At 51.1% G+C, this 21193-nt stretch carries 18 protein-coding genes and 2 riboswitches; of the genes, 6 read left to right on the top strand and 12 right to left on the bottom strand.

What is annotated here, in order from left to right:
- Window positions 1-5 precede the first annotated feature (5 nt).
- The 7 genes from IRJ17_RS06190 to IRJ17_RS06160 all read right to left on the bottom strand — a co-directional run bounded on the left by IRJ17_RS06190 (window position 6) and on the right by IRJ17_RS06160 (window position 7932).
- On the bottom strand, window positions 6-728 hold the full coding sequence (locus IRJ17_RS06190) for a nucleoside phosphorylase (protein ID WP_122962511.1): 723 nt from the start codon (window positions 726-728) through the stop codon (window positions 6-8).
- A 1-nt stretch (window position 729) separates the two neighbouring features.
- Entirely contained in the window at window positions 730-1392 is a 663-nt protein-coding gene (locus IRJ17_RS06185; protein ID WP_122962510.1) for a sulfite oxidase-like oxidoreductase, read from the bottom strand.
- Window positions 1393-1428: 36 nt separating this feature from the next.
- Window positions 1429-2343: an ABC transporter permease gene (locus tag IRJ17_RS06180; RefSeq protein WP_242773767.1), complete on the bottom strand. Its 915-nt coding sequence runs from the start codon at window positions 2341-2343 to the stop codon at window positions 1429-1431.
- Window positions 2330-3400 carry an ABC transporter permease gene (locus tag IRJ17_RS06175; RefSeq protein WP_122962508.1) on the bottom strand — a complete coding sequence of 357 codons (1071 nt, stop codon included), beginning with the start codon at window positions 3398-3400 and terminating at the stop codon, window positions 2330-2332. The genes IRJ17_RS06180 and IRJ17_RS06175 overlap by 14 nt, the downstream gene beginning before the upstream one ends.
- Window positions 3375-4904: an ABC transporter ATP-binding protein gene (locus tag IRJ17_RS06170; RefSeq protein WP_173596326.1), complete on the bottom strand. Its 1530-nt coding sequence runs from the start codon at window positions 4902-4904 to the stop codon at window positions 3375-3377. Before IRJ17_RS06170 ends, IRJ17_RS06175 begins: the two co-directional genes overlap by 26 nt.
- A gap of 94 nt (window positions 4905-4998) precedes the next feature.
- A complete protein-coding gene (locus IRJ17_RS06165) occupies window positions 4999-6042 on the bottom strand; it encodes a BMP family lipoprotein (RefSeq protein WP_242773765.1) in 1044 nt (347 codons plus the stop codon).
- Window positions 6043-6247: 205 nt separating this feature from the next.
- Window positions 6248-6369: riboswitch (SAM riboswitch) on the bottom strand.
- 87 nt (window positions 6370-6456) lie between these two features.
- Complete coding sequence (locus IRJ17_RS06160; RefSeq protein WP_122962505.1) at window positions 6457-7932, bottom strand: methyl-accepting chemotaxis protein; 1476 nt, start codon at window positions 7930-7932, stop codon at window positions 6457-6459.
- A 162-nt stretch (window positions 7933-8094) separates the two neighbouring features.
- Here IRJ17_RS06160 and IRJ17_RS06155 point away from each other — a divergent pair, with 162 nt between their 5' ends.
- Both IRJ17_RS06155 and IRJ17_RS06150 read left to right on the top strand, forming a co-directional pair.
- Window positions 8095-8718, top strand: a complete 624-nt coding sequence (locus IRJ17_RS06155; protein ID WP_122962504.1) for a DUF3298 and DUF4163 domain-containing protein — start codon at window positions 8095-8097, stop codon at window positions 8716-8718.
- 218 nt (window positions 8719-8936) lie between these two features.
- Window positions 8937-9353 (top strand): MarR family winged helix-turn-helix transcriptional regulator, encoded by a 417-nt coding sequence (locus IRJ17_RS06150; protein WP_063228891.1) that lies wholly within the window; start codon window positions 8937-8939, stop codon window positions 9351-9353.
- Between the two features lie 63 nt (window positions 9354-9416).
- Here the strand turns inward: IRJ17_RS06150 and IRJ17_RS06145 are convergent, their stop codons facing one another.
- The 3 genes from IRJ17_RS06145 to IRJ17_RS06135 all read right to left on the bottom strand — a co-directional run bounded on the left by IRJ17_RS06145 (window position 9417) and on the right by IRJ17_RS06135 (window position 13092).
- Complete coding sequence (locus IRJ17_RS06145) at window positions 9417-9839, bottom strand: hypothetical protein (protein ID WP_242773763.1); 423 nt, start codon at window positions 9837-9839, stop codon at window positions 9417-9419.
- Window positions 9840-9907: 68 nt separating this feature from the next.
- The gene (locus IRJ17_RS06140; protein ID WP_242773761.1) at window positions 9908-11224 is read right to left on the bottom strand and encodes a fibronectin type III domain-containing protein; all 1317 of its coding nucleotides are present in this window, start codon (window positions 11222-11224) and stop codon (window positions 9908-9910) included.
- 434 nt (window positions 11225-11658) lie between these two features.
- Window positions 11659-13092 (bottom strand): NAD(P)/FAD-dependent oxidoreductase, encoded by a 1434-nt coding sequence (locus IRJ17_RS06135; RefSeq protein ID WP_173596325.1) that lies wholly within the window; start codon window positions 13090-13092, stop codon window positions 11659-11661.
- A 130-nt stretch (window positions 13093-13222) separates the two neighbouring features.
- Window positions 13223-13322: riboswitch (purine riboswitch) on the bottom strand.
- 283 nt (window positions 13323-13605) lie between these two features.
- Between IRJ17_RS06135 and IRJ17_RS06130 the strand changes: the two genes are divergently transcribed.
- Both IRJ17_RS06130 and IRJ17_RS06125 read left to right on the top strand, forming a co-directional pair.
- A complete protein-coding gene (locus IRJ17_RS06130) occupies window positions 13606-14793 on the top strand; it encodes an amino acid deaminase/aldolase (RefSeq protein WP_173599072.1) in 1188 nt (395 codons plus the stop codon).
- A complete protein-coding gene (locus IRJ17_RS06125) occupies window positions 14781-16097 on the top strand; it encodes a D-arabinono-1,4-lactone oxidase (protein ID WP_242773746.1) in 1317 nt (438 codons plus the stop codon). The genes IRJ17_RS06130 and IRJ17_RS06125 overlap by 13 nt, the downstream gene beginning before the upstream one ends.
- Before the next feature lie 90 nt (window positions 16098-16187).
- Here IRJ17_RS06125 and IRJ17_RS06120 read toward each other — a convergent pair whose 3' ends face one another.
- Together IRJ17_RS06120 and IRJ17_RS06115 are read right to left on the bottom strand one after the other, a co-directional pair.
- The gene (locus tag IRJ17_RS06120; RefSeq protein WP_122962500.1) at window positions 16188-17597 is read right to left on the bottom strand and encodes an amino acid permease; all 1410 of its coding nucleotides are present in this window, start codon (window positions 17595-17597) and stop codon (window positions 16188-16190) included.
- Between the two features lie 75 nt (window positions 17598-17672).
- The gene (locus IRJ17_RS06115; protein WP_063228884.1) at window positions 17673-18437 is read right to left on the bottom strand and encodes a dimethylarginine dimethylaminohydrolase family protein; all 765 of its coding nucleotides are present in this window, start codon (window positions 18435-18437) and stop codon (window positions 17673-17675) included.
- Between the two features lie 288 nt (window positions 18438-18725).
- Here IRJ17_RS06115 and IRJ17_RS06110 point away from each other — a divergent pair, with 288 nt between their 5' ends.
- Together IRJ17_RS06110 and IRJ17_RS06105 are read left to right on the top strand one after the other, a co-directional pair.
- Entirely contained in the window at window positions 18726-19466 is a 741-nt protein-coding gene (locus tag IRJ17_RS06110) for an IclR family transcriptional regulator (protein ID WP_122962499.1), read from the top strand.
- A gap of 58 nt (window positions 19467-19524) precedes the next feature.
- Window positions 19525-21159 carry a M20/M25/M40 family metallo-hydrolase gene (locus IRJ17_RS06105; protein WP_242773743.1) on the top strand — a complete coding sequence of 545 codons (1635 nt, stop codon included), beginning with the start codon at window positions 19525-19527 and terminating at the stop codon, window positions 21157-21159.
- Window positions 21160-21193: the final 34 nt, after the last annotated feature.

Here is a 21193-nt window from a genome sequence, read left to right as displayed (position 1 = left end):
TTAGATTAGGAAACAGCCACCAAAGCATCCAGCGCAATCAACGCTTCCGCCTCAATCGCTTTTGCCATCGCATCGGTATGCGGGTTGTACGAAGCAAGCAAATCGGCATCCGCATAGCCGTCAATCGCCAAAATCGCTCCGGCCTTCATTCCGCGCAATGCCGCGATGACGAACAGGGCGGAATTTTCCATCTCGACCGCGAGTACCCCGGCTTTTTGGTACAGCTTGTGCGGAAACTCCAGAACGCCACTGTAGAACACATCCAGCGTCAGCGTAATTCCCTCTGCTACGGGAAGTCCGGCCTCGTTTGCTTCTGCTGCTGCCACCAGTGCATCCGCCACGCGGCGATTGGCGACTGCCGGGAAACCCGGAGGAACGAGCTGGCTGGTCAGTCCGTCCTGACGCACGACAGCCGAGCTGATGACGAGGCTGCCAGGCTCGATTTCTTTTTGGTACGATCCTGCCGTACCTACGCGAATGATGACCTGCACGCCACCTTTTGCCAACTCCTCAAAACATACGGCAGCACCCGGCGAACCGACGCCGTGGCTGACTACGGCAACCTCCGTGCCTTTCCACGTCCCGGCATAGCTGTGATACTCGCGATTTTCTCCGATGGACCGATGGTTGTCCAGCTTGGCGGCAATCAAGGCAGCCCGTTTTGGATCTCCACATACGATGACGCGCTTCGGCAACTGTTCCGGATCTACTTTCAGGTTCGTAAGCATCTCAATCAAACTCCTTTTTCTCCCATTCGTCTTCGGGAATCGGCAGCGCTTCACCGGAGAACCGCTCTTCGCGGAACGGGTCTGCGATCAGGTGAAAGCCGTTTTGCTCCCAAAATCCGGGGGTGTTTTCCGAAATAAACTCAATGCCTCGCAGCCACTTCACGCTTTTCCAGAAGTACAGGTGCGGCACAGTCAGGCGCAAAGGCCAGCCATGCTTGTCCGTCAGCGGCTCTCCGTCGAAGGAGTGGGCCAACAGCACGTCAGGGCGCATCAAGTCAGCGAGCGGCACGTTCGCCGTATAGTCGTGATCGCCGTGCAGCATGACGTACGATGCCTGCGGCACTACCCCGATTGCCTGCAAAAAGTCGCGGAACCGCACGCCTGTAAACGCATTGTCAAAACGCGACCAGCGCGTCACGCAGTGAATATCGCTGGTCACGGTGACTTGCGGCATCTCCATGATTTGCTCGTAGCTCAGTGTAACTTCGCGATCTACCTCGCCAAACACGCGCAATGTCCATTCCTTCATGTCGTAAACCGGGACTTCTCCCTCATGCAAAATCGGAAAGCGCTCGGTCAAAATTTGCCCCGGCGGAAGCCTTTTTGCCAGTGCCGGGTCGACTGCGGGCACTTTCATCCGTTTGATCCGATCTGCCTTGTTCATGTTGCGTACCCCCTTTTCTTCGTTGACTGTTCTTTGTTAACGGGTGCTCTGCTGATTGTTGCTCGCCGCCTGCATGCGCTCTTTCAGGAAGAACATCGCAGCAACCGTGAGCAAATACGGCAGCATGGAAGTGAATTGCGTTGGCAGCGAGAAGCCTTGCAGACGAATGCTCAGCGCATCCATCAAGCCAAACAAAAAGCTCGACGCCAGTATTCCGACTGGATGGGACTGCCCCATCATCATCGCCACCAAAGCGATAAAGCCGCGTCCGGCGGTCATGCCCTCGGAGAACATCGTCACCTGGCCCAACGAAAGCTGTGCCCCTGCGAGTCCGCACAAAGCGCCGCAGATGACGATAGCCAGCACCTGCAAGCCCGTTACTTTCAACCCGAGGCTGCGAGCCGCAACCGGATTCGACCCAACGGCAAGAACCCGAAAACCAGTGACAGTCTTGTAAAAGAACACATAAAGCGCAATCGCAGCCAAAAACGCGAAATAAACAAGCGGAGAATGCCCGGAAAATACCTCGCCGACACCCGGAATATCTTTGATCACAGGGATGTCCCACTTCGGCAAGCCCGCCATATCTTTATCGTAAAAAGCCCCTTTGACGCCAAAAATCGCCCGCAGCGCAAACGTCGTCAGACCGAGCGCGAGGAAATTGATCGCTACCCCGACGACGATCTCGTTTGCTTTGAGCTTGATCGTCATATAGGCAAACAACAGAGCGAACAAAACACTCGTCGCCGCCGCAATCAAGATCGCCAGAAACAAATTCCCGGTAAAGTGATTGCCAACAATCGCGGAGAAGGCTCCGGCCAGCACCATGCCTTCCAGCCCCACATTAAAAATGCCTACACGCGAGCACAGCGCTCCGCCCAAAGCAGCCAGCAATATCGGTGTCACCATGCGAATGGTAGAACTGACGAGGGACCAATCAAGCAGCTCCATGCGATTCTCCCCCTTTTGCTTTCCGCTGTTTCCACCAGTCGTAGCTGAATTTTGCCGAAATAAACAGGATCAGCACTGCCGAGATGACGCTTGCCAGCTCCAACGGCACGTCTGTGTTCCGCTCCACGCCCATCGCTCCAGTCTGAAAAGCAGCCAGCAGGATCGAAGTAAAAATAATCCCGACCGGATGGGAGTTTGCCAAGAGCGTCGCCATCAGGCCCGTCCAGGCGAAGTTCGGTACAGTCAAAGCGCCATCGACAAAACGGTAGTGCGCCCCCAGCACCTCGACCGTCCCTGCCAGGCCCGCCAGACCACCGCTGGCAAACATGCCTGTCAGCATGACGCGGATGCGGTTGATCCCCCCGTATTGAGCGAACAACGGGTTTTGCCCGAGCATTTTCACTTCATAGCCGAACGGCGTAAAGCGGATGACCCAGAACAGGATCAAAGCGCCGACAATGGCAAACAAAAACCCGGCGTGCACGCTCATCCCTGCGAACAGCTTGGGAAGCCAGACGCTCTTGTCCAGCATGACCGTTTGCGCCAAAGCTGCCGAGCCAGTCCTGTCCCGAAACGGCTCCGTGACCAGATAGCTGGCAAACAAGACGGCAATGTAGTTGAACAGCAAGGAAGAAATCAGCAGCGGAATCCGAAACCGCGCTTCCATGATGCCCGGCAGTAGCCCCCAAAGCCCGCCAACGGCCATTCCCGTCACAATCGCAGCCACCAGCTTCACGATTCCCGGCGCCGGCAAGTAAATGGCTACCAGCGTAGCACTGATAGCGCCAAGCACCATCTGTCCTTCTGCCCCCAGGTTGAATACTCCCGCCCGAAAAGCAAGCGACAGCCCCAGGGCGATCAGCATGATCGGTGTTGCTCTCGCCAACGTGGAAACGAAGAAGTAAAAGCTTCCGAATGCTCCCTTCCACATTTCCTGATAGGTGCCCAAGATCGATTCCCCTACCGATGCGATGACGAGCGCCCCGATCAACAGGCCGATGACAATCGCCAAAAGCGGCTGAACCAGTGATTTACACAGCTCTTTGATTGCTGCCATGAACGCTTCCTCCCGCCATTAACACGCTGATTTTTTCCTCGGTTGCCTCTTTGCGCGAAAGCTCTCCGGCGATCCGCCCTTTGTACATCACCAAAATGCGATCCGACAGCGCCAAAATTTCCGACAGCTCGGATGACACCAGCAAAATTCCGTCTCCTGCGTTGCGCTTGTCGATCAGCGCCTGATGGATGTACTCCATCGCTCCGATATCGACACCGCGCGTCGGCTCGGCTGCGATCAAAAACGGGGTTTCATGCCCCAACTCCCGCGCGACGATCAGCTTCTGCAAATTTCCGCCCGACAAATTCCCGGCAAGCTCCTGAAGCTGCCGCGAACCAGTCTTGATCGCGAATCGCTCCACCCAGCCAGTCACAACCTGGCGAAAAGCTTCCCGCAGTACGATGCCGCGCCGATTGAATGCAGGCTTGCGCTGATAGCCCATCAACGCGTTCTCTTCGACACTTTCCAGCTTGGCGGTTCCCCACATATAACGATCCTCGGGAATATGGGCCAGACCCGCTTCCCGGATTGTCGCCACAGATTTGTTGGTGACGTCCTTGCCGCCCAGCCGCACTGTTCCCTCCTGTGCCGCCCGCAAACCGCTCACGGCTTGCAGCAACTCGGACTGTCCGTTGCCAGAAACTCCGGCAATTCCCACGATCTCGCCGTGATGGACGGTAAAGCTGACCCGGTCGAGCAACGTCTGCTTTTCGCGCACCGACAAATTTTCCACCTGCAAAAGCGGTCCCTGCTCCAAAGCGACGCGCTCACTCAGCTCTTGCAGCTCGCGGCCGACCATCAACCGGGCCAAATCGTCCACATTTGTCTGCTCACGCGCAACCGTACCCGTCACCTTGCCGCCGCGCAGCACCGTGATGCGGTCCGCTACCTCCATTACTTCTTGGAGCTTGTGCGTAATCAAAATCACGCTTTTCCCGCTCTCCGCCAGATTGCGAATCGTTTGCAGCAAGTCGCGAACCTCCAGCGGAGTCAACACAGCGGTCGGTTCGTCCAGCACGATGATGTCTGCGCCCTGGTACAGCACTTTCAAAATCTCGACCCGCTGCTGTTCTCCCACCGAGCAATTGGACACTTTTGCCTGTGGATCAATCGGAATACGGAACTTTTCGCTTAGCTCGCGCACCTTTTGCACAGCGTCATGGCGGCGGAAAAACCCGGCCTGCTGCGGTTCGTAGCCAATCACGATGTTTTCTGCCACGCTGAACTCGCCGAACAGCATGAAGTGCTGGTGCACCATCCCGATTCCGTTGCCGATGGCGTCCTGCGGCCCGCGAAAAGCGACCGGCTTGCCGTTTAGCACGATATCGCCGGACGTAGGCTGCTCCATGCCGTACAACATCCTCATCAACGTCGTCTTGCCCGCTCCGTTCTCACCGACGATCGCGTGCACTTCTCCGGCAGCAAGCGAGAACGAGACCTTGTCGTTTGCAATAAAATCTCCGTATTTCTTGGTCATGGCGCGCATTTCCAAACGATAGGTCATCCTTGCTCCCCCTTCTTTACGCTTTCCTTTCGCATATAAGGAAGACCGACTACACAGCCGTAGTCGGTCACAATCAAGCTCTGTGCACTAGCTTTTAGAACGAATCCGGCACTTTGCGGGTACCAGCAATGATCTCTTCACTGATCGCTTTTACTTTGTCCACAACTTCCTGGCCGATGAAAGCGTTCAGCGGTGTTTTGCTTTCGTGAGTCACATACGTTACGCCTACGCCTTTTTCTTTCAATCCGTAGTTGACGACACCTGGTTTGAAAGAACCTTCCACAAACGATTTCACAGTTTCATACGCTGCTGCGTCTGTCCCTTTCAGTTGGGACAATACGATGTGCTCAGGGTCAATCGTCGTGCGGTCAACGTCTTGTCCTGCTGTAAAGAAGCCTTTTTCCTTCGCGGCTTCGAATACGCCGAGATCGCCTACCGCAGCTGCTCCGTTGATGAAGTCAGCGCCTTTGGATGCTTGCAGCAGAGCCAGCTCTTTCGCTTTTGCCGGGTCAGTGAAGCTGCCCACGTAGTTTACCAGAAATTCTGCATTCGGATTGGTCGATTTCAAGCCTTCCTGGAATCCGCCTGTCCATTTTTTCAGAAGCGGAATGTCCATTGCGACAACCATGCCGACTTTGTTTGTTTTCGTGGCAAGACCTGCCGCCACCCCCATCAGGTAAGCTGCTTCCTGCTCGCGGAAAGTAACGCTGCGCACATTTGGCAAATCGACTACTGTATCAATAATCGCGAAGTTGCGATCAGGGTTTTCTGCGGCTACTTTTTTCAGTGCGTCTTCTGCTTCAAAAGAAGAAGTGATGATCAGGTCGTAGTTTTCCGCTACGGCTACGCGCAAGTTCTCTTCGATCGCACCATGGTCAGTCGACTCGATGCTTTTTACTTCCGCGCCAAATTCTTGTCCTGCTTTTTTCGCGCCCTCGTCCATTTGCTGGAAGAATGGGTTCACGCCGATTTTTTCAGGCAAAATCAAGGCAACGCGTTTCTTCGCTGCACCTTCTTGTCCTGCGGCTTGCTCTTTCGGCTTATCCGTCGATGCGTTCCCGGCAGGTGCATTCCCGCCTGCTGAACAACCCGCAGCCAAAACAGCAAAAGTAGTCAATGCCAACAACAACTTCTTCATGGTGTCTTTCTCCCCTATCTGAACGTTCTCCGTTTTCTCTATCCTAACCATAATGTACGGTTTTTCGACAAAAAGATCAATACCAAACACGAATATTTCACATTAAAATTATTTTATTGTTCGTTATTCTCCCTCTGTCCATCCTCCCCTTCTAACGAAAAAAAACTCTTCCCGAAGGAAGAGTTTGCGTCCGAAGCCGTCCTCTTCCTCATCTGTCAAAACCCCGGTACAGGTTTTGCAGGAATTGGCACCTTTCTGTACATGTCTCGCATGTCCAGTGGTTGCCGGGCTTCATAGGGCCAGTCCCTCCGCCGCTCTCGATAAGGTAGATCATCTATTGAGTTACAATGAACTTATTCTAGCAGAACGCTCTGAAAAAGCAATTGTTTTTTCAGATTGTTTCCGCCAGTTTGTTTATTTCGTTTGAAAGGTTTGCTGGAGTCGATGCGACAGGTTGCTAAGCTCACCCAGCTCTTCGGTAATTTCCCGCACCTTTTGATGCTGATTTTCTGCGGTGGCAAAAAGCTCTTCCAGGTTGGCAACCGATTGTTCGGTGACGGCCGTAATCGTCGACATCTCCATCGCCACTTCGCCTGAACGCATTTTGACCCGGTTCATGCTGGAACCGACATGCTCGGCCGCTTGCAGGAATGCCACCATGCCGGAGCGCACTGCCTCGATCGAAGCCACCGTTTTTACAGCCAGCTCCTGTCCTTTGGCTACAGACGCCTCTCCGTTGCTGATTTGCTGCACAGCGTTCTCGCTCTCCTGATGGAGCGATTTGAGAATTTCCGTAATCTCCTGGGTAGCGGTCGCGCTTTGCTCAGCCAGCTTGCGCACTTCGTCAGCTACTACAGCGAAACCGCGTCCATGCTCGCCAGCCCGCGCTGACTCGATGGCGGCGTTGAGCGCCAAAAGATTTGTTTGCGTAGCAATCTGGTTGATCGCTCCCACGATTTCTTCTACCCGGTTCGCCTGGCGATTGAGCTGGTGAATCGTCGCAGCAGCCACATTGACCGCAGACACGATCTGTTCCATTTGCTGTGAAAGCTCGTTCATCATGCCCACGCTGTCTTTCAGGCGCTGGTTGTTTTGATCGGACTCGCTCTTCATCGCATTCGTCTGCGTCGTTACCGCCACGATCTCCTGGTCGATCGACTGCACCTCTTCTTCGATCTTCACAGTCGAATTGGCCTGCGATTCCATGCCAGTCGCAACTTCGCGAAACGCAATCATCATCTCGTCCGTATTGCGTTTCGTTCCTTCGGCATGCTCGTGCACATGCTCTGTCGTGCGGTCAATCTGCCCCGTCATCTGTTGAATATGTACGAGCATTTCTCCCAGACGGCGTTCTTTTTCCTCTGCTTCCTGTCGGGCGATATTCGCCTTGCTGAGAGAAGCTTGTCCAGCCAGACAGAGGTACGTTACAGCCCCCATCATCATGAGGATCGCTACAATCCGCAGCACCAGATTCAGTTCCGTGAAGTCGCCGCTAAAAATTTCGTAGGAGCCTGTATAAAAGCCGACCAGAGTCACAACAATCTGCGCGATTCCCGCCGACACTACCAGCTTCCAGTCGAGGTAGGCTGCCAAAAATCCCATGACAATGAATGCGAGAAAAGTTACCTCTGGATAGGTAGTAAAGTGATCGAATGAGATCGCGTAAAACATGAGTCCAATCGCTACCAGGTAACGAATGACATGACTGTCCCTTTTGATGAAGTAAAACGGTGACACAATGAGGGTGACCAGCAATCCGAGGGACGTCACTTTCCAGAAGTTTGCATCGACCTGATAAGCAATCAGTCCCGCCATCCACAGGTGGTTCCATAGGATAAAAATCATAAAGCCTTCTTTGTCCGTCAAGGTGTTACGAACCAATTGAATCATAAGTGCCCCCCTTTTCCTGTTACTTATGTATCGGATTCTTTAACCATTATATCGCGTGCAGATTGACTAATTTGTGAAAAAAGTGAGAACAGCCAAAACGATTGGAGAATAGGCTACTATCATCTCCCCTTATTTTAAGCTATTTGGAAAGGAACTGGAACTGTGGAAGAACAACTCAATCTGTTGCCAGCCACTGTGCTGACGCGGACCATCAACCGTCCGAACACCACGATTTACTACCCGCAGCTGGCAGGGCTGGCCAACCAGCAGGCGGAAAAAGACATCAACCGGGCCATTTTGCAAACGGTGCAAGGCTTGATCCACGAGCAGCAACGAGTGCAGGTGCCGGGAAATACACAGATGCAAGGCAGCTTTGAAATCAAGACGAATGAACGCGGCATTTTCAGCGTGACACTCAGCAACTACGCGTACACCCCGCAAATGGCTCACGGAATGACTTTTCTCGGCTCTGTAACAGCCAATACCCAGACAGGCAAGCTCTACACCTTGCGCGATCTGTTCAAGCCAGGCAGCGACTACGTCACGGTCCTGTCGGAAAACATCAAGCGACAAATCAAAGAGCGCGATATTCCTACTTTAGGTAATTTTACCACAATCAAGCCAGATCAGGACTTCTATCTCGCAGACAAATCGCTTGTTATTTATTTCCAATTGTATGAAATCACGCCTTATTACGTCGGGTTTCCGATGTTCCCGATCTCCGTCTACGACTTGCAGTCGATTATAGACGAATCTGGCCCGCTCGGCATTTTGTCCGCCAGTTAAAAGTAGTGAACAACTGAACGCAAAATCGTGTGTGCACAAAGCTGAGCGACGGGGAACGACTGTCATCAGCTTTGTTTTTTGTTCGGAAGAATGCCTTTTTTACATTCGAATAAACATTTACTTATATGTCATTACCTGCTACTATTTTATTTGTACATATTTACTTAAGCAATCAAGCGCATCGTATCGAACCAGTTTTTTCTGGAGGTCTGATATTCATGCAACACTACGGTCACAAGATCGGCCAAACTGCCAGAGTTTTCAGTAAAACCTTGAATGGAATCATGTCGCCCATGGGATTATATAGCTCGCAATGGAGCATCATTCTCTGCCTGCACTACCGCAGCTCGCTGACGCAGGTGCAGTTGAGCAATTACTTGAACGTGGAGGCCCCTACCATTACGCGGACATTGACCCGGCTGGAGGAAATGGGCTGGATCATCCGCTCCGAGGGTGACGACAAGCGCGAACGGTACGTCTCGCTCTCGCCAGCCGCTATCGAGCGCTTCCCCGAGTGGCTGCAAGCTGCCCGCGATCTGGAAGACGTCGCCCTGCGCGATTTGGATGAGAGCGAGTTGGCTGTCTTTAATCGGGTGCTGAAAAAGATGACGGAAAACTTGAATACGATTGCATAAATTGAACCGAGATTCATTATCCACAGAAAATGACTTTGTCGACAACAATTCCATTCGACAAAGTCATTTTTTTGAGACGTTTTTATTTTGCACAAACTGAACTACCATGTCTACAAACCAATATAGCAGTGAATTAATAAGCGCAGGTTTCCAGAGCACGCTTGAATATGAGATAAATGAGACGAAGTTTAAATCATTGCTCTGGTTTATAAAAAGCAAAAATAGGGGGATAAACAAGAGGGGGGTTAGAACAAGAAAGGTAATCATTACTTGTAAGAAAGCACCTGCGATCCATCGTGCATGTACTAATTGACTAATAATAGTATCCGCTAATAAAGACACGGGTAATGACACTGTTAAAAAGACTGTAGCTACAACAAAGCCATAAATAACAAAGTACAATACAGGTTTATTAAAATTTAAAATGATATACAGCAAAATAGAAATCGGCGTGGCAAGCAAGACAACACTGTACTTTGACAGCATGGCATCCTTCTCCATATTTTTGACGTAAAAGGAGACAGCGCAGCTCACTGACCCATCTCCAATTTCATTTATTTCCCAATATTAAAGAAACTGTCTAATGGAGGAAACAGCATATTGAAATCTTTATGAGCAGTTCCATATTTAAGTACCCATTGGTTGTTACCTGGTTGTATAATAAAAAATTCATGGCTAGGAGCCAGATCATTTCCGCCATCGATTGTATATCCACCAGCGCCCCAAAATTTACCCCGATAATAGTAATCAATATCCGGTCCAGGCACTAGACCGTTTGGTGCAGCATGTTCAAAAATAAATTCTACCTTACCATTCTTTTGATCGACGATAGGTTCATACTTGAATTTGATATTTTTATCACTAGCAGTGGCTGTATTCACCAAGTTGTGATTTGCGTCATAACCCTTAGTAGGGTGAACATCAATATTTGTAACGCCGACTGTTGCTCCGGTTCCATTGCTTGAACAAAATATGCAAACTCTTACTTCAGTATGCGTTCGATAGCGCCTATCCTCAGCATCAAATCCCCTATCGCTTCCATCTCCACCAAAATATGCGTAAGTAGAGTCTGGCCAAGGATTAGGTACAAAGTTCTCTGGAATGAATGTTCTATATCTCAATTGCCATTTCTTGGGGGCTGGAACTGGTTCAGCAATAAACTGCTCTTCACTTAAATCCACTTCTCTAATTATTGTCATTGTCTGATAAAAATTGTCCTGTTTATTCATGCTAGCTGCATCTATACCACTATTCTTCATTTCCTGAATCTTATCTCGTTTCAATGCATCGCTCATTGGTCTCGCGCCAACGATTTTATAAGTATATTGCTCACCCGCTTTAACCTCTTCGTCGACAACTCGACTATCTGTAGTTTCTTGCAAGAATTTTTCATCCCGATAAACCTTATAATTCTCTACACCATCAATATCTGGCCAATCTATTACTACCATCTTATTGTTTGTAATTGTATCAACTTGTAAGTCAGTTAAAGGATTTTGCTTTACTTTTTCTAATGTGCTTTTTGAAAGCCCAGACAGTAATTCGTTCTTTTCCTTGGGCCTTGTCATAGTCTTTACATTTACCTGATCTATAACCTTACCTTCTGCATCTAAAGCTTTTATAACGTAATAATATGGCATTGAATCAACCAGATTATCATGTTTAAAACCCGAATTTTCCCCCTCATAAATTAAGTTCCCATTCGAGAATACTTGATAGCTTTCTCCAACTTCATTCCAATCCAGTTTAATTTGACTTTCAGACGAAATGATTGGTTTTATTTCTAAATTTTCAGAGGAATCAGCATAACAATTACCGCAAAGAATCATAGTAAAGATAAAGCTACTTACTACTCCTATTAATTTCTTCATCATCTTTCTCCTTCTTAAATTGATCGACAAAATACACGTTACCATAATTAGTAAATTTATTCCATATTTATTTTTCATTAATGCATTTATTTCCTTTTAAAACTAGATATGTATGTAAACTTTAAAAAGTCACAAAAACGATCCTCCATCCTCAACAATCACTACATAAGTTTCACTTTCGATTTTTTAAAAGTGATAATCAAGCACTTAAAAATGTTGATAACTTAACATTCACTTATGTATTTAACAGCCCGAAATATCTTGAGCGTTCATATTGTTGTACGATGCATTGTCATTGAGGAAGTATCTCTACAAATTAGGAACTCATACTATTACGTTAAAACTAAACATACTTTTTCACAAAAAAGACTTCTACCTAAACATCGCTGTTTCAGGTAGAAGCCCTTCTCATTATTCCCCAATTATATGGACGGTTAGCTCATCCGTTTGACCATGCTGCGCGCCATCCAGACGCCTGCCGCTCCCGCCTGCGCCAAGCCGCGTGTGATTCCCGCGCCGTCGCCACCGCAGAACAATCCTTTGATCTCTGTTTCAAACTCCTCTGTAAGCTTCGGACGAGCCGAGTAAAATTTCGCCTCCACCCCGTAAAACAGCGTGTGCTCCGAGGCGATTCCCGGCGTAACCTTGTCGAGCGCCTCTACCATTTCTATCAAGCTTTTCATCGTGTTGTACGGCAAGACCAGTCCCAGGTCGCCCGGTACCGCTTCCTTCAAGGTCGGCTCCAGGAAGCCTTCCCTGATCCGCGCTTCAGTCGAGCGGCGCGCCCGCAAAATATCGCCGTACTTTTGCACGATGACGCCGCCGTTGGACAAATCGTTTGCCCGTTTGCATATTTCCCGCGCGTATTCATTCGGCTTGTCAAAAGGCTCTGTAAACGTGTGGGATACGAGCAGCGCGAAGTTCGTATTCGGCGAGCCGAGAGCCGGGTCCTTGTAGGAGTGACCATTTGCCGCCATCACCCCGCTGTGGTTTTCCACGACCACGTGCCCGGACGGATTGCTGCAAAACGTGCGAACCCGTGTGCCGACAGACGTGTTGAAAATGAATTTGCCCTCGTACAAATGCTCGTTGATCTCGCGCATCACGACATCTGATGTCTCTACGCGCACCCCGACGTCCACCTGATTGTTGTACATTTTCAGGCGGCGTTTTTTCAAAATGCTGGTCAGCCAGGCGGAACCGTCCCGTCCAGGGCCGATCACGACAAAATCGCTTTCGTATTCTTCCCCGTTTTTCAGGACAACCCCTTTGACCCGATGGGCTCCGTCTTCCTTGACCGTCAAAATATCCTCGACCTCTGTCTTGAACATCATGTCGATCCGTTCCTTCAAGTATTCAAAAATCGACTGCAAAATCTCCAGGTTTTGCTCTGTGCCCAAATGGCGAACCTGGGCGCGCAACAGCTTCAGCCCTGCCGCGTATCCGCGCTGTTCAATGCTTTTGATCGTCTCTGTCGTCGGATCGGTAATCGTCTCGGTCGCGCCGTGCTCCAGATTGATTTCGTCTACGTATTTGATCAAGCCGAGCACAGTCGAAGGATTGAGGTAATCCGTCATCCATCCGCCGAACTCCGTCGTAATGTTGAATTTGCCGTCACTGTAAGCGCCTGCTCCACCAAACCCGCTGGTGATCGAACAGGCCGGAAGACAGCCTGCGTAATCCTTTTTCCCGGCAGGAGGCGGGCAGAGCTTGATTTTCTCTTCCAAAATCGGGCAGCGTCTGCTGTAAATATCGTGGCCTTTATCTATGAGCAGCACCTTCGCATTCGGCGCTTTTCGCGTCAGTTCATAGCATGTAAAAATTCCGGCTGGTCCTGCTCCTACTACAATGGCATCGTATTTTTTCATCTGCAATTCCTCCCTGTAAACACGTTTGAATACTTGGTTTTTATCAAGCATGAGTCACTCTTGCGCAGTCTCCCCTGAGTTGTTGTATGGACGACAACACAAAAAATTCCCGGCCGACGAATAAGGTATGTCAAAAAACAACCTCATTCGTAGCCGGGAATTTACGGTTCCCTGTAGAGACCCTCAAACCATATTTTCGAGGATATACGAATTTATTAAGGATTCATCAAGCCAGTTCATCTTGCTAACAACCATATGTATAGTAGCGCATAATCTGAATCAAGTCAATATACGACCATCCATTTATTCGTGTTTACATTTTTTTAACATGAAAACAGCTTGTTTGAAACGGTTACATTCAGCAAAAACCGAACATTATATCCGAACGTTCGTAATTTCCAAGGAACTCCCCCAAAAAAGTTGGAAGGAAACGACATAAAAAGATAGAATATGTAGAATTTTAAGAAATATTTTCGTATTACTACACTCATACAAAAAGGATGGGGCTTGCCCATGCGGGATTATCGTTATTACCAGTCTGCCTTTGCAGGGATTCCAAAGCCATTCGCTTTCGTCGACCTGGACCTTTTGGAGCAAAATGCCGAGCAGATCGCTTTGCAAAGCAATGGAAAGCCGATTCGGATTGCCAGCAAGTCAATCCGCAGTGTCGCCCTTCTCAAGCATCTGTTGCAGTTCGATGACTGCTTTTCCGGGCTTATGTGCTTCTCGGCTCCCGAAGCGCTCCATTTGTGCGCGGCAGGCTTTGACGATTTGCTGCTGGGGTATCCCGTCTGGGAAAAAAGCTGGCTGCTCGCCCTTGGCGAACAGATCAGGCAAGGCCGTACCATCACTTTGATGATCGATTCCGTCTCCCATGTGGAACATCTGGAACAAATCGCCCGCGAGCAAGACGTGATTTTTCCCGTCTGCCTGGATATAGACATGTCGTCCGATATGTTGGGCCTGCATTTCGGCGTTTGGCGCTCTCCTCTGCGTTCTCTGGAGTCGGCCGTTGCGCTTGCTTCCCGCGTTGCTTCCTCCAAGCATCTCCGCCTGGACGGAATCATGGGCTACGAAGCGCAAATTGCAGGCGTCGGCGACCGCTATCCCCGGCGATTTATGAAGAACAGCCTGATTCGACTGCTGAAGCAACGATCGGTAAAGGAGGTGGCACATCGCAGAGCGGAACTGATGAAGGCACTTACGGCAATGGGAATCTCGCTGCGCTTCGTCAACGGCGGAGGGACAGGAAGCTTGCACCATACGGGAAAAGAAGACGCCGTTACAGAACTCACGGCTGGCTCCGGCTTCTTTTCTCCCGGACTTTTTGATTACTATCAAGACTTTCATTTCCAGCCAGCAGCCGGCTTTGCCCTGGAAATCATCCGCAAGCCGACCGAGCATATTTACACTTGCGCAGGCGGCGGCTATATCGCTTCCGGTTCAGCCGGAGCGGACCGATTGCCCAAACCGTACTTGCCGCAAGGTGTCCGGCTCATTTCCAACGAAGGCGCCGGAGAAGTGCAAACCCCCATCCAGTATCGCGGGTTGGAAACATTGGAATTGGGTGACCCCGTCTTCTTTCGCCATGCCAAAGCGGGCGAGCTGTGCGAGCGCTTTTCGCGGCTCTATTGTGTCTCAGGAGGAAACGTTGTTGATGAAGTGACGACATACCGGGGGGATGGACTATGCTCACTGTAAGCAAAAAAACAAACCGCTGGAGCAACTGGACAGGAAACGTTCAGAGCCAGCCGCGGCACATTGCCATGCCGCAATCTTTGGATGAGGTCATCTCCGTCGTCCGCGCCTGCAAAGCTGACGGAACGCGCATCCGCGTCGTTGGTTCCGGGCATTCTTTTACCAGACTCGTGCAGACCGAGGAATGCCTGCTTTCCCTGGATCGCTTGCAAGGAATCGTCCACGTCGACCAAGAGCAGCAAACCGTGGAAGTCTGGGCGGGAACGAAGCTCAAGACGCTTGGCGCGTTGCTTCATCAGGCGGGCTATTCCCAGGAAAATCTCGGCGATATCAACGCCCAGTCCATCGCAGGTGCCGTCAGCACCGGAACGCATGGCACGGGCATTCATTTCGGAAGCGTCTCGACACAAGTCGTCGGATTGACGGTCGTTACCGCATCAGGCGAAGTGCTGGAGGTGTCAGAGCAGTCACATCCCGATCTGTTCAAAGCGATGCAAGTCTCCCTTGGATTGCTCGGCATCATCGTTCGAGTCAAACTTCGCGTCCTGCCTGCTTACCGCCTTCGCTACCAAAGCCATCGCATGCCGCTTGATAAATGCTTGTCTTCCCTCGATACATTCAAGCAATCGCACCGTCATTTCGAATTTTACACCTTCCCGTACTCCGATACCGTCCAGGTCAAATTCATGAATGAAACCTCCGAGCCATCCAGTGCGAATCAGCAATGGAGCTACATGAAAAAAATGGTGGTGGAAAACGGTCTGTTCTGGCTGCTTTCGGAGAGCTGCCGTCTGCGCCCGACGCTTAGCCAATCCGTGAGCAAGCTGTCGGCGCAAAGCGTCCCGAACGTCAACGAAAGCGGCTATAGCCACGAGCTGTTTGCCACGCCGCGTCTGGTCCGTTTTTACGAGATGGAGTATTGCATTCCCGCCGAGCATATGGGCGAAGCCATCAAGGAAATGCGGCAAGCCATCGAGCAGGAACGCTTTGCCGTGCATTTTCCGCTGGAGTGCCGTTACGTGAAACAGGACGATATTTGGCTCAGTCCCGCTTACGAACGAGACAGCGCCTTTATCGCCGTGCACATGTACAAAGGCATGCCATATGAAGCGTACTTCGCGCGCATGGAGCAAATTTTCCGCCGCTTTGGCGGTCGCCCGCATTGGGGAAAAATGCACAACATGACGGCAGAACATCTGCATCAGGTGTACCCGCGCCTGCCCGACTTCCTCGCGATCCGCGCTCAGCTTGATCCTGACGGCATGTTCGTCAATCCGTATTTGTCTGAACTGTTTGGGCTGACCTGAATCTGACCCAAACAACCAGCCATACCCGACACGACACGCAAAAATGCCCCGCCACGGCAACTGGCAGGGCATTTCATTTTGACCGATCGTCTAGCCTTGGGTCGGAATATCCGGCTTGATTTTCTTGTTGCGGCCATAGCGCAAATAGTAGTAGAGATAGAACAGCGCCAAAGCGCCGATCCCGTAAAACAACCCTACCCGCTGCGTCGGATCAAACGCCGGGAAGATGAGGATGAACGTGCACAAAGCCAGACACAACAGCGGCATCACCGGGTAAAACGGCGCCACGAACTGCAAGTCTTCAAGCTTGCCGCCTTCCTGCAAATATTTCCGGCGGAAGTTGAATTGGGACAGGGCAATGCCCATCCAGGTAAACGTGACCGCGATCCCGGAAACAGACATCAGCAAAACGTACACGGTATCAGCCGCGATCACGCTGGTCAGAAGCGACAAAAGCGAGAAGGCCAGAGTCGCAAGCAAGCTGTTCAGTGGAACGCTCCGCTTGGTCAGCTTGCCGAATGCCGGATGCGCCATCCCGCTGTGCGACAATGCCCAGAGCAAACGGGTAGCGGCGTACAGGCAAGAGTTTCCGACAGATAAAAGCGCTGTCAAAATGACGAAGTTCATAATATCCGCCGCAAACGGAATGCCTACCGAATCAAATACGGTCACGAACGGGCTTTCCAGCAACCCCAGCTCGCTGGATGGGAAAAGAGCGGACAAAATCATGACCGAAGCCACGTAAAACACAAGAATCCGGAAAACGACATTGCGGATGGCCCGCGGGATGTTTTTGTGCGGATTTTCCGTTTCTCCGGCAGCGATCCCGATCAGTTCCGAGCCTTGATACGAAAACACGACGTTCATCATCGTGACGAAGACAATCGCAAACCCGAACGGAAACAGCCCGCCATCCGCGGAAAAGTTGGAGAAGAACGGAGCTTCCCTGCCCTCCATACTGACTATACCGAAAATAGCACCTAGTCCGACAATAATGAAGATAAGAACGGCCAACACTTTGATGCCCGCGAACCAGTATTCCGTTTCCGCAAATCCTTTGGTCGTCAGAGCGTTGAAGGTAAAGAGCAAAAGGATAAAGAGCGCGCACCAAATCCAGATCGGCGTATCCGGGAACCATCGCTGCATAACCATGCCGGCCGCAGTAAACTCCACGCCAGCCGTCGTCGCTGAACCGAGCCAGTACATCCATCCGAGTGTAAAGCCGCTTGCCGGGCCAATGTACTTCGTCGCATACGTTTGAAAAGAACCTGTTACGGGCATTTTCACGGAAAGCTCACCCAGGCAGGTCATCACCAGGTACAGCAGAATGCCCCCGACGACAAACGCGACGAGCGCTCCGCCCGGCCCCGCCTGATTGATCGTATACCCGGCATTCAGAAAAAGCCCCGTTCCGATTACTCCGCCAAGCGACAGCATAAAAAGATGGCGGCTTTTCATCGAGCGTTGCAGTTGTTTGTCCTTGTCATTCCCAGCGTTCATATAATCCCTCTCTTTCCCCAGCTCGTGAGTGGAAAATAGATGTGTAAAAAGTAAGCCGGGAAGGAACTGCCTGCGTTAGAAGCGCAGGGACAGGCAGCTCAATCCTCCATCTTGCTTGCGGAACTCGGACATATCCAGCTCGATTACTTGGTAGCCAGCATCCGTGATCTGTTTTTTCGTGCTGTCGAAGCCTTTTGGAATGATTACATGGTCATTGATGTGGATGCAGTTGGCGGAATACTCCACTTCTTTTTCCACTACCAGATGCTTGTAGTCTTTGAACACTTCGGAGTCGATAAATTCGCCTGCGAGTACGAGCGTGTCGTTACCCAGGTAAGCAATGCCCGTTTTCAGGTGGAAAAACTCCTTCAGCGGAACGATCGTAACCTCATAGCCGTATTTGGAGAGGATTTCCCGGAACTGAATCGCGCCTTCCTCGTTCGTACGCGTGGACAGGCCCACATAGAAATGATTTTCTACCTGCATGACATCTCCGCCGTCAAGGAAGCCCGGAGCCTGAATGTATTCAATCGTGTCATAGAAACGCGGGAGCACTTGTTTCATGTCCTCAATCTCACCGTTGCGGCTGTCCGCGCCAGGGTTGGTGATGACCGCGCACTTTTCGGTCAGAACCGCTGTATCTTCTACGAAAGTGGAATCCGGGAAACGCTCGTCCGCTTCCAAAACGGTCACTTCCAGACCCGCTTGCTTCAGCGCCTCTACATAAGCAGCATGCTGCTCCAAAGCAAGAGCGAAATCCGGCTTTCCCAGATCGGAAGTCGTCAGACCGTTCACGTAGCTCTGCCCCGGTTTTCTTACAATCGCACGAGAAAATTTCATGATAAAATCTCCCTTCTGTTTTGAAATCTCGTCAGTGGAACAAATGTTTCAGCGGCGATGATGCATCGCTTCGTTTTACTGTTGATTATTCCGTATTGTGGAACGGCTTCTACAATACAAAATTACACTCCTAATGTAAAATAGTTTTAAATTTTTTGTCAATGAATTTTTGTCTGCATGAAATGATGTTGATTCGTCCGAATAATTCTGATAGATTGATCTCATAAAAAGCTGGCGAAGCATCTGACAAATCGTCATTCGCAAAACGAAAGCCAGGAGGGAAACAACTTGGTACAATCGATTGACCGGGCGATGAGCATCATCTTGGTCCTGACATCTGACGAAAGCAAGACGCACTGGTCTATCTCAGAAATCGCAGAGAAGACATCTCTCCCCATCAGTACAGTCCACCGCCTGATCAGCAGTCTCATGAAGTACGGGCTGATTCAGCAGATCCCGGAAACCAAGCAGTACAAGCTTGGCATCACCTGGATGGAAATCGGTCTGCGCATCCTGGACAAAATCGACATGCGGGCAGTCGCCCGAACCGTTATGGAGCAGTTGGCGGCAGATGTGCGCGAGTCGGTCTACCTGAATATTCCAGATGGGCATGACGCTATCGTGCTCGAACGGGTGGAAAGCTCCATGACTGTCAGAAGCATCGACAATCTGGGAGAGCGCATCCCGCTGCACATCGGCGCGGCCAACAAAACGATTTTGGCGAACATGGAGCCTCGGGAAGCGGAACGAACCGTCATGGCACTGATTCCTGATCCTGAGCAGCAGCGTGAATTTATGAAGCAGCTCCCCGCCATCCGCGAAAATGGTTACGCTGTCAGCTACGGGGAGAAAACGGAAGGAACCGCCTCCATCGCCGCCCCCATTATCGGCTATAACCAGCGAGTGGTCGGCGCCCTGAGCATCGGTGTTCCCACTTATCGGATCACAGAGGAGCTATTGGCTACCTTGATCGATCGCGCCAAGCAAAGCGCCAAGGAAATTTCCAAAAGAATCGGAGCAACTCCGTAATTTTTTTGCCCACTAAACGGAAATGGTTTTCACTATACGGAAAACGGAGGCATACCCCATGCAAAAATGGCAAACAAAAGAGCAACTCGTCGATCTTCTGTGCAATTTGGTGAACATCCCGAGCATTACCGGATCGCCTGCTGAGAAAGAATTGCCTGGCTACATCGTCGAGCAGCTGCGTTCATTGCCTTACTACCAGGCGAATCCCGACCACGTTCAGGCCAATCCGACCGAGGATGGACGTCATTTTGTCACGGCGCTCGTCAAAAAACCGGGCGTTCGCGACACCGTCATTTTGGTAAGCCACTTCGATGTAGTCGATGTGGAGGATTACGGCGGCTGGATGAAGCATGCCTTTGATCCGAAGACGCTCACTCCGCTGTTTCAGCAAAACCAGGCTGACATGCCTGCCGATGTGCAGCAAGACTTGCGTTCCGGCGACTGGCTGTTCGGACGCGGGACGATGGACATGAAATGCGGCTTGACCCTGCACATGTCCATGATCGAGCAAGCTTGCGCGGGCGAGTTTGACGGCAACATCCTCTTGCTGACTGTGCCGGACGAAGAAGTAAACTCCGTCGGCATGCGGGCAGCTGTTCCTCGTCTTTTGGAAATTGCCCAAGAGTTTGATTTGCACTACACGACCGTGCTTAACTCCGAGCCGATGTTCACCCGCTATCCGGGCGACCAGAACACCTACGTGTACACAGGCTCCATCGGAAAGGTCCTGCCAGGCTTCCTCTGCTACGGAAAAGAAACGCATGTAGGCGAGCCTTTTGCCGGGTTGAACGGGAACTACATGGCGTCGCAAATTACGTGCGAGCTGGAGCTGAACACTTCTTTTTGCGAAGTCGTGGACGGCGAAGCTTCTCCGCCGCCTACCAACCTGATCCAGAAAGATTTGAAAAAAGAATACTCGGTGCAAATCCCGCATCGTGCCGTGACGCTCTTCAACCTGTTCCTGCTGGAAAAACAAATGGAGGAAGTCGTGGAGCCGCTGCTTGGCGCAGCCCGCAATGTAGCGGAACGCATCCGCGAAAACTACCTTCGCCACGCCAGCCAGTTCGCCAATTTCGCTCCGTTCAGCCCGCGCGACCTGACGATCTCTGTGATGACCTATGAGGAACTGTACGCCTACGCCCTGAAAACGCACGGAGAAGACAAGCTGCGTCAGTTGGAGGCAGATGTCATCGCCAACCGCCAAGACAAGGACGACCGCGACACGACAATCGAGCTGGTCGATCAACTGGCGATTTTGTGCAAAGAGCTGTCCCCGATGATGATTTTGTTCTTTGCCCCACCTTTCTACCCGGCCGTCAGCTCGCGCAACCATCCGTTGATCCAGCAAACGGTCGCAGAGATGGAAGCATACGCGCGCGAACAGCATCAAGTGACCTTGCTCAAGCAAAACTACTTCGGCGGAATCTCCGACCTCAGCTACGTCGGCCTGCAATACCCTGCCGCGTCGATGCAGCCGCTGGTCGCCAACATGCCGCTGTGGGACAACGGCTACTCGATTCCGCTCCAGGAGCTGGAAGCCTTCGACGTCCCTGTCATGAACCTCGGCCCCGTCGGCCGCGACGCGCACCAATGGACGGAGCGCCTGGACGTTGATTATGCGTTCGACACATTGAAAGACATGCTGCCGAAATGCATTCAGTCCTTGTTGCGGAATGGGCGGGCAAGCGAGTAACTAACACATCAATAGAAAAAAGGCTCTTACGGCG

The organism is Brevibacillus parabrevis, from assembly GCF_022701015.1.
In the GTDB taxonomy this organism is placed as follows: Bacteria; Bacillota; Bacilli; order Brevibacillales; family Brevibacillaceae; genus Brevibacillus; species Brevibacillus parabrevis.
The sequence above is the reverse complement of the archived record's forward strand: the minus strand, read 5'-3'. Positions and strand labels throughout refer to the sequence as shown.

What these genes read in the sequence shown, in the direction of transcription:
- IRJ17_RS06190 (WP_122962511.1), bottom strand. Translation starts at nt 728, where the DNA reads ATGCTTACGAACCTGAAAGTAGATCCGGAACAGTTGCCGAAGCGCGTC.
- IRJ17_RS06185 (WP_122962510.1), bottom strand. Translation starts at nt 1,392, where the DNA reads ATGAACAAGGCAGATCGGATCAAACGGATGAAAGTGCCCGCAGTCGAC.
- IRJ17_RS06180 (WP_242773767.1), bottom strand. Translation starts at nt 2,343, where the DNA reads ATGGAGCTGCTTGATTGGTCCCTCGTCAGTTCTACCATTCGCATGGTG.
- IRJ17_RS06175 (WP_122962508.1), bottom strand. Translation starts at nt 3,400, where the DNA reads ATGGCAGCAATCAAAGAGCTGTGTAAATCACTGGTTCAGCCGCTTTTG.
- IRJ17_RS06170 (WP_173596326.1), bottom strand. Translation starts at nt 4,904, where the DNA reads ATGACCTATCGTTTGGAAATGCGCGCCATGACCAAGAAATACGGAGAT.
- IRJ17_RS06165 (WP_242773765.1), bottom strand. Translation starts at nt 6,042, where the DNA reads ATGAAGAAGTTGTTGTTGGCATTGACTACTTTTGCTGTTTTGGCTGCG.
- IRJ17_RS06160 (WP_122962505.1), bottom strand. Translation starts at nt 7,932, where the DNA reads ATGATTCAATTGGTTCGTAACACCTTGACGGACAAAGAAGGCTTTATG.
- IRJ17_RS06150 (WP_063228891.1), top strand. Translation starts at nt 8,937, where the DNA reads ATGCAACACTACGGTCACAAGATCGGCCAAACTGCCAGAGTTTTCAGT.
- IRJ17_RS06145 (WP_242773763.1), bottom strand. Translation starts at nt 9,839, where the DNA reads ATGCTGTCAAAGTACAGTGTTGTCTTGCTTGCCACGCCGATTTCTATT.
- IRJ17_RS06140 (WP_242773761.1), bottom strand. Translation starts at nt 11,224, where the DNA reads ATGAAGAAATTAATAGGAGTAGTAAGTAGCTTTATCTTTACTATGATT.
- IRJ17_RS06135 (WP_173596325.1), bottom strand. Translation starts at nt 13,092, where the DNA reads ATGAAAAAATACGATGCCATTGTAGTAGGAGCAGGACCAGCCGGAATT.
- IRJ17_RS06130 (WP_173599072.1), top strand. Translation starts at nt 13,606, where the DNA reads ATGCGGGATTATCGTTATTACCAGTCTGCCTTTGCAGGGATTCCAAAG.
- IRJ17_RS06125 (WP_242773746.1), top strand. Translation starts at nt 14,781, where the DNA reads ATGCTCACTGTAAGCAAAAAAACAAACCGCTGGAGCAACTGGACAGGA.
- IRJ17_RS06120 (WP_122962500.1), bottom strand. Translation starts at nt 17,597, where the DNA reads ATGAACGCTGGGAATGACAAGGACAAACAACTGCAACGCTCGATGAAA.
- IRJ17_RS06115 (WP_063228884.1), bottom strand. Translation starts at nt 18,437, where the DNA reads ATGAAATTTTCTCGTGCGATTGTAAGAAAACCGGGGCAGAGCTACGTG.
- IRJ17_RS06105 (WP_242773743.1), top strand. Translation starts at nt 19,525, where the DNA reads ATGCAAAAATGGCAAACAAAAGAGCAACTCGTCGATCTTCTGTGCAAT.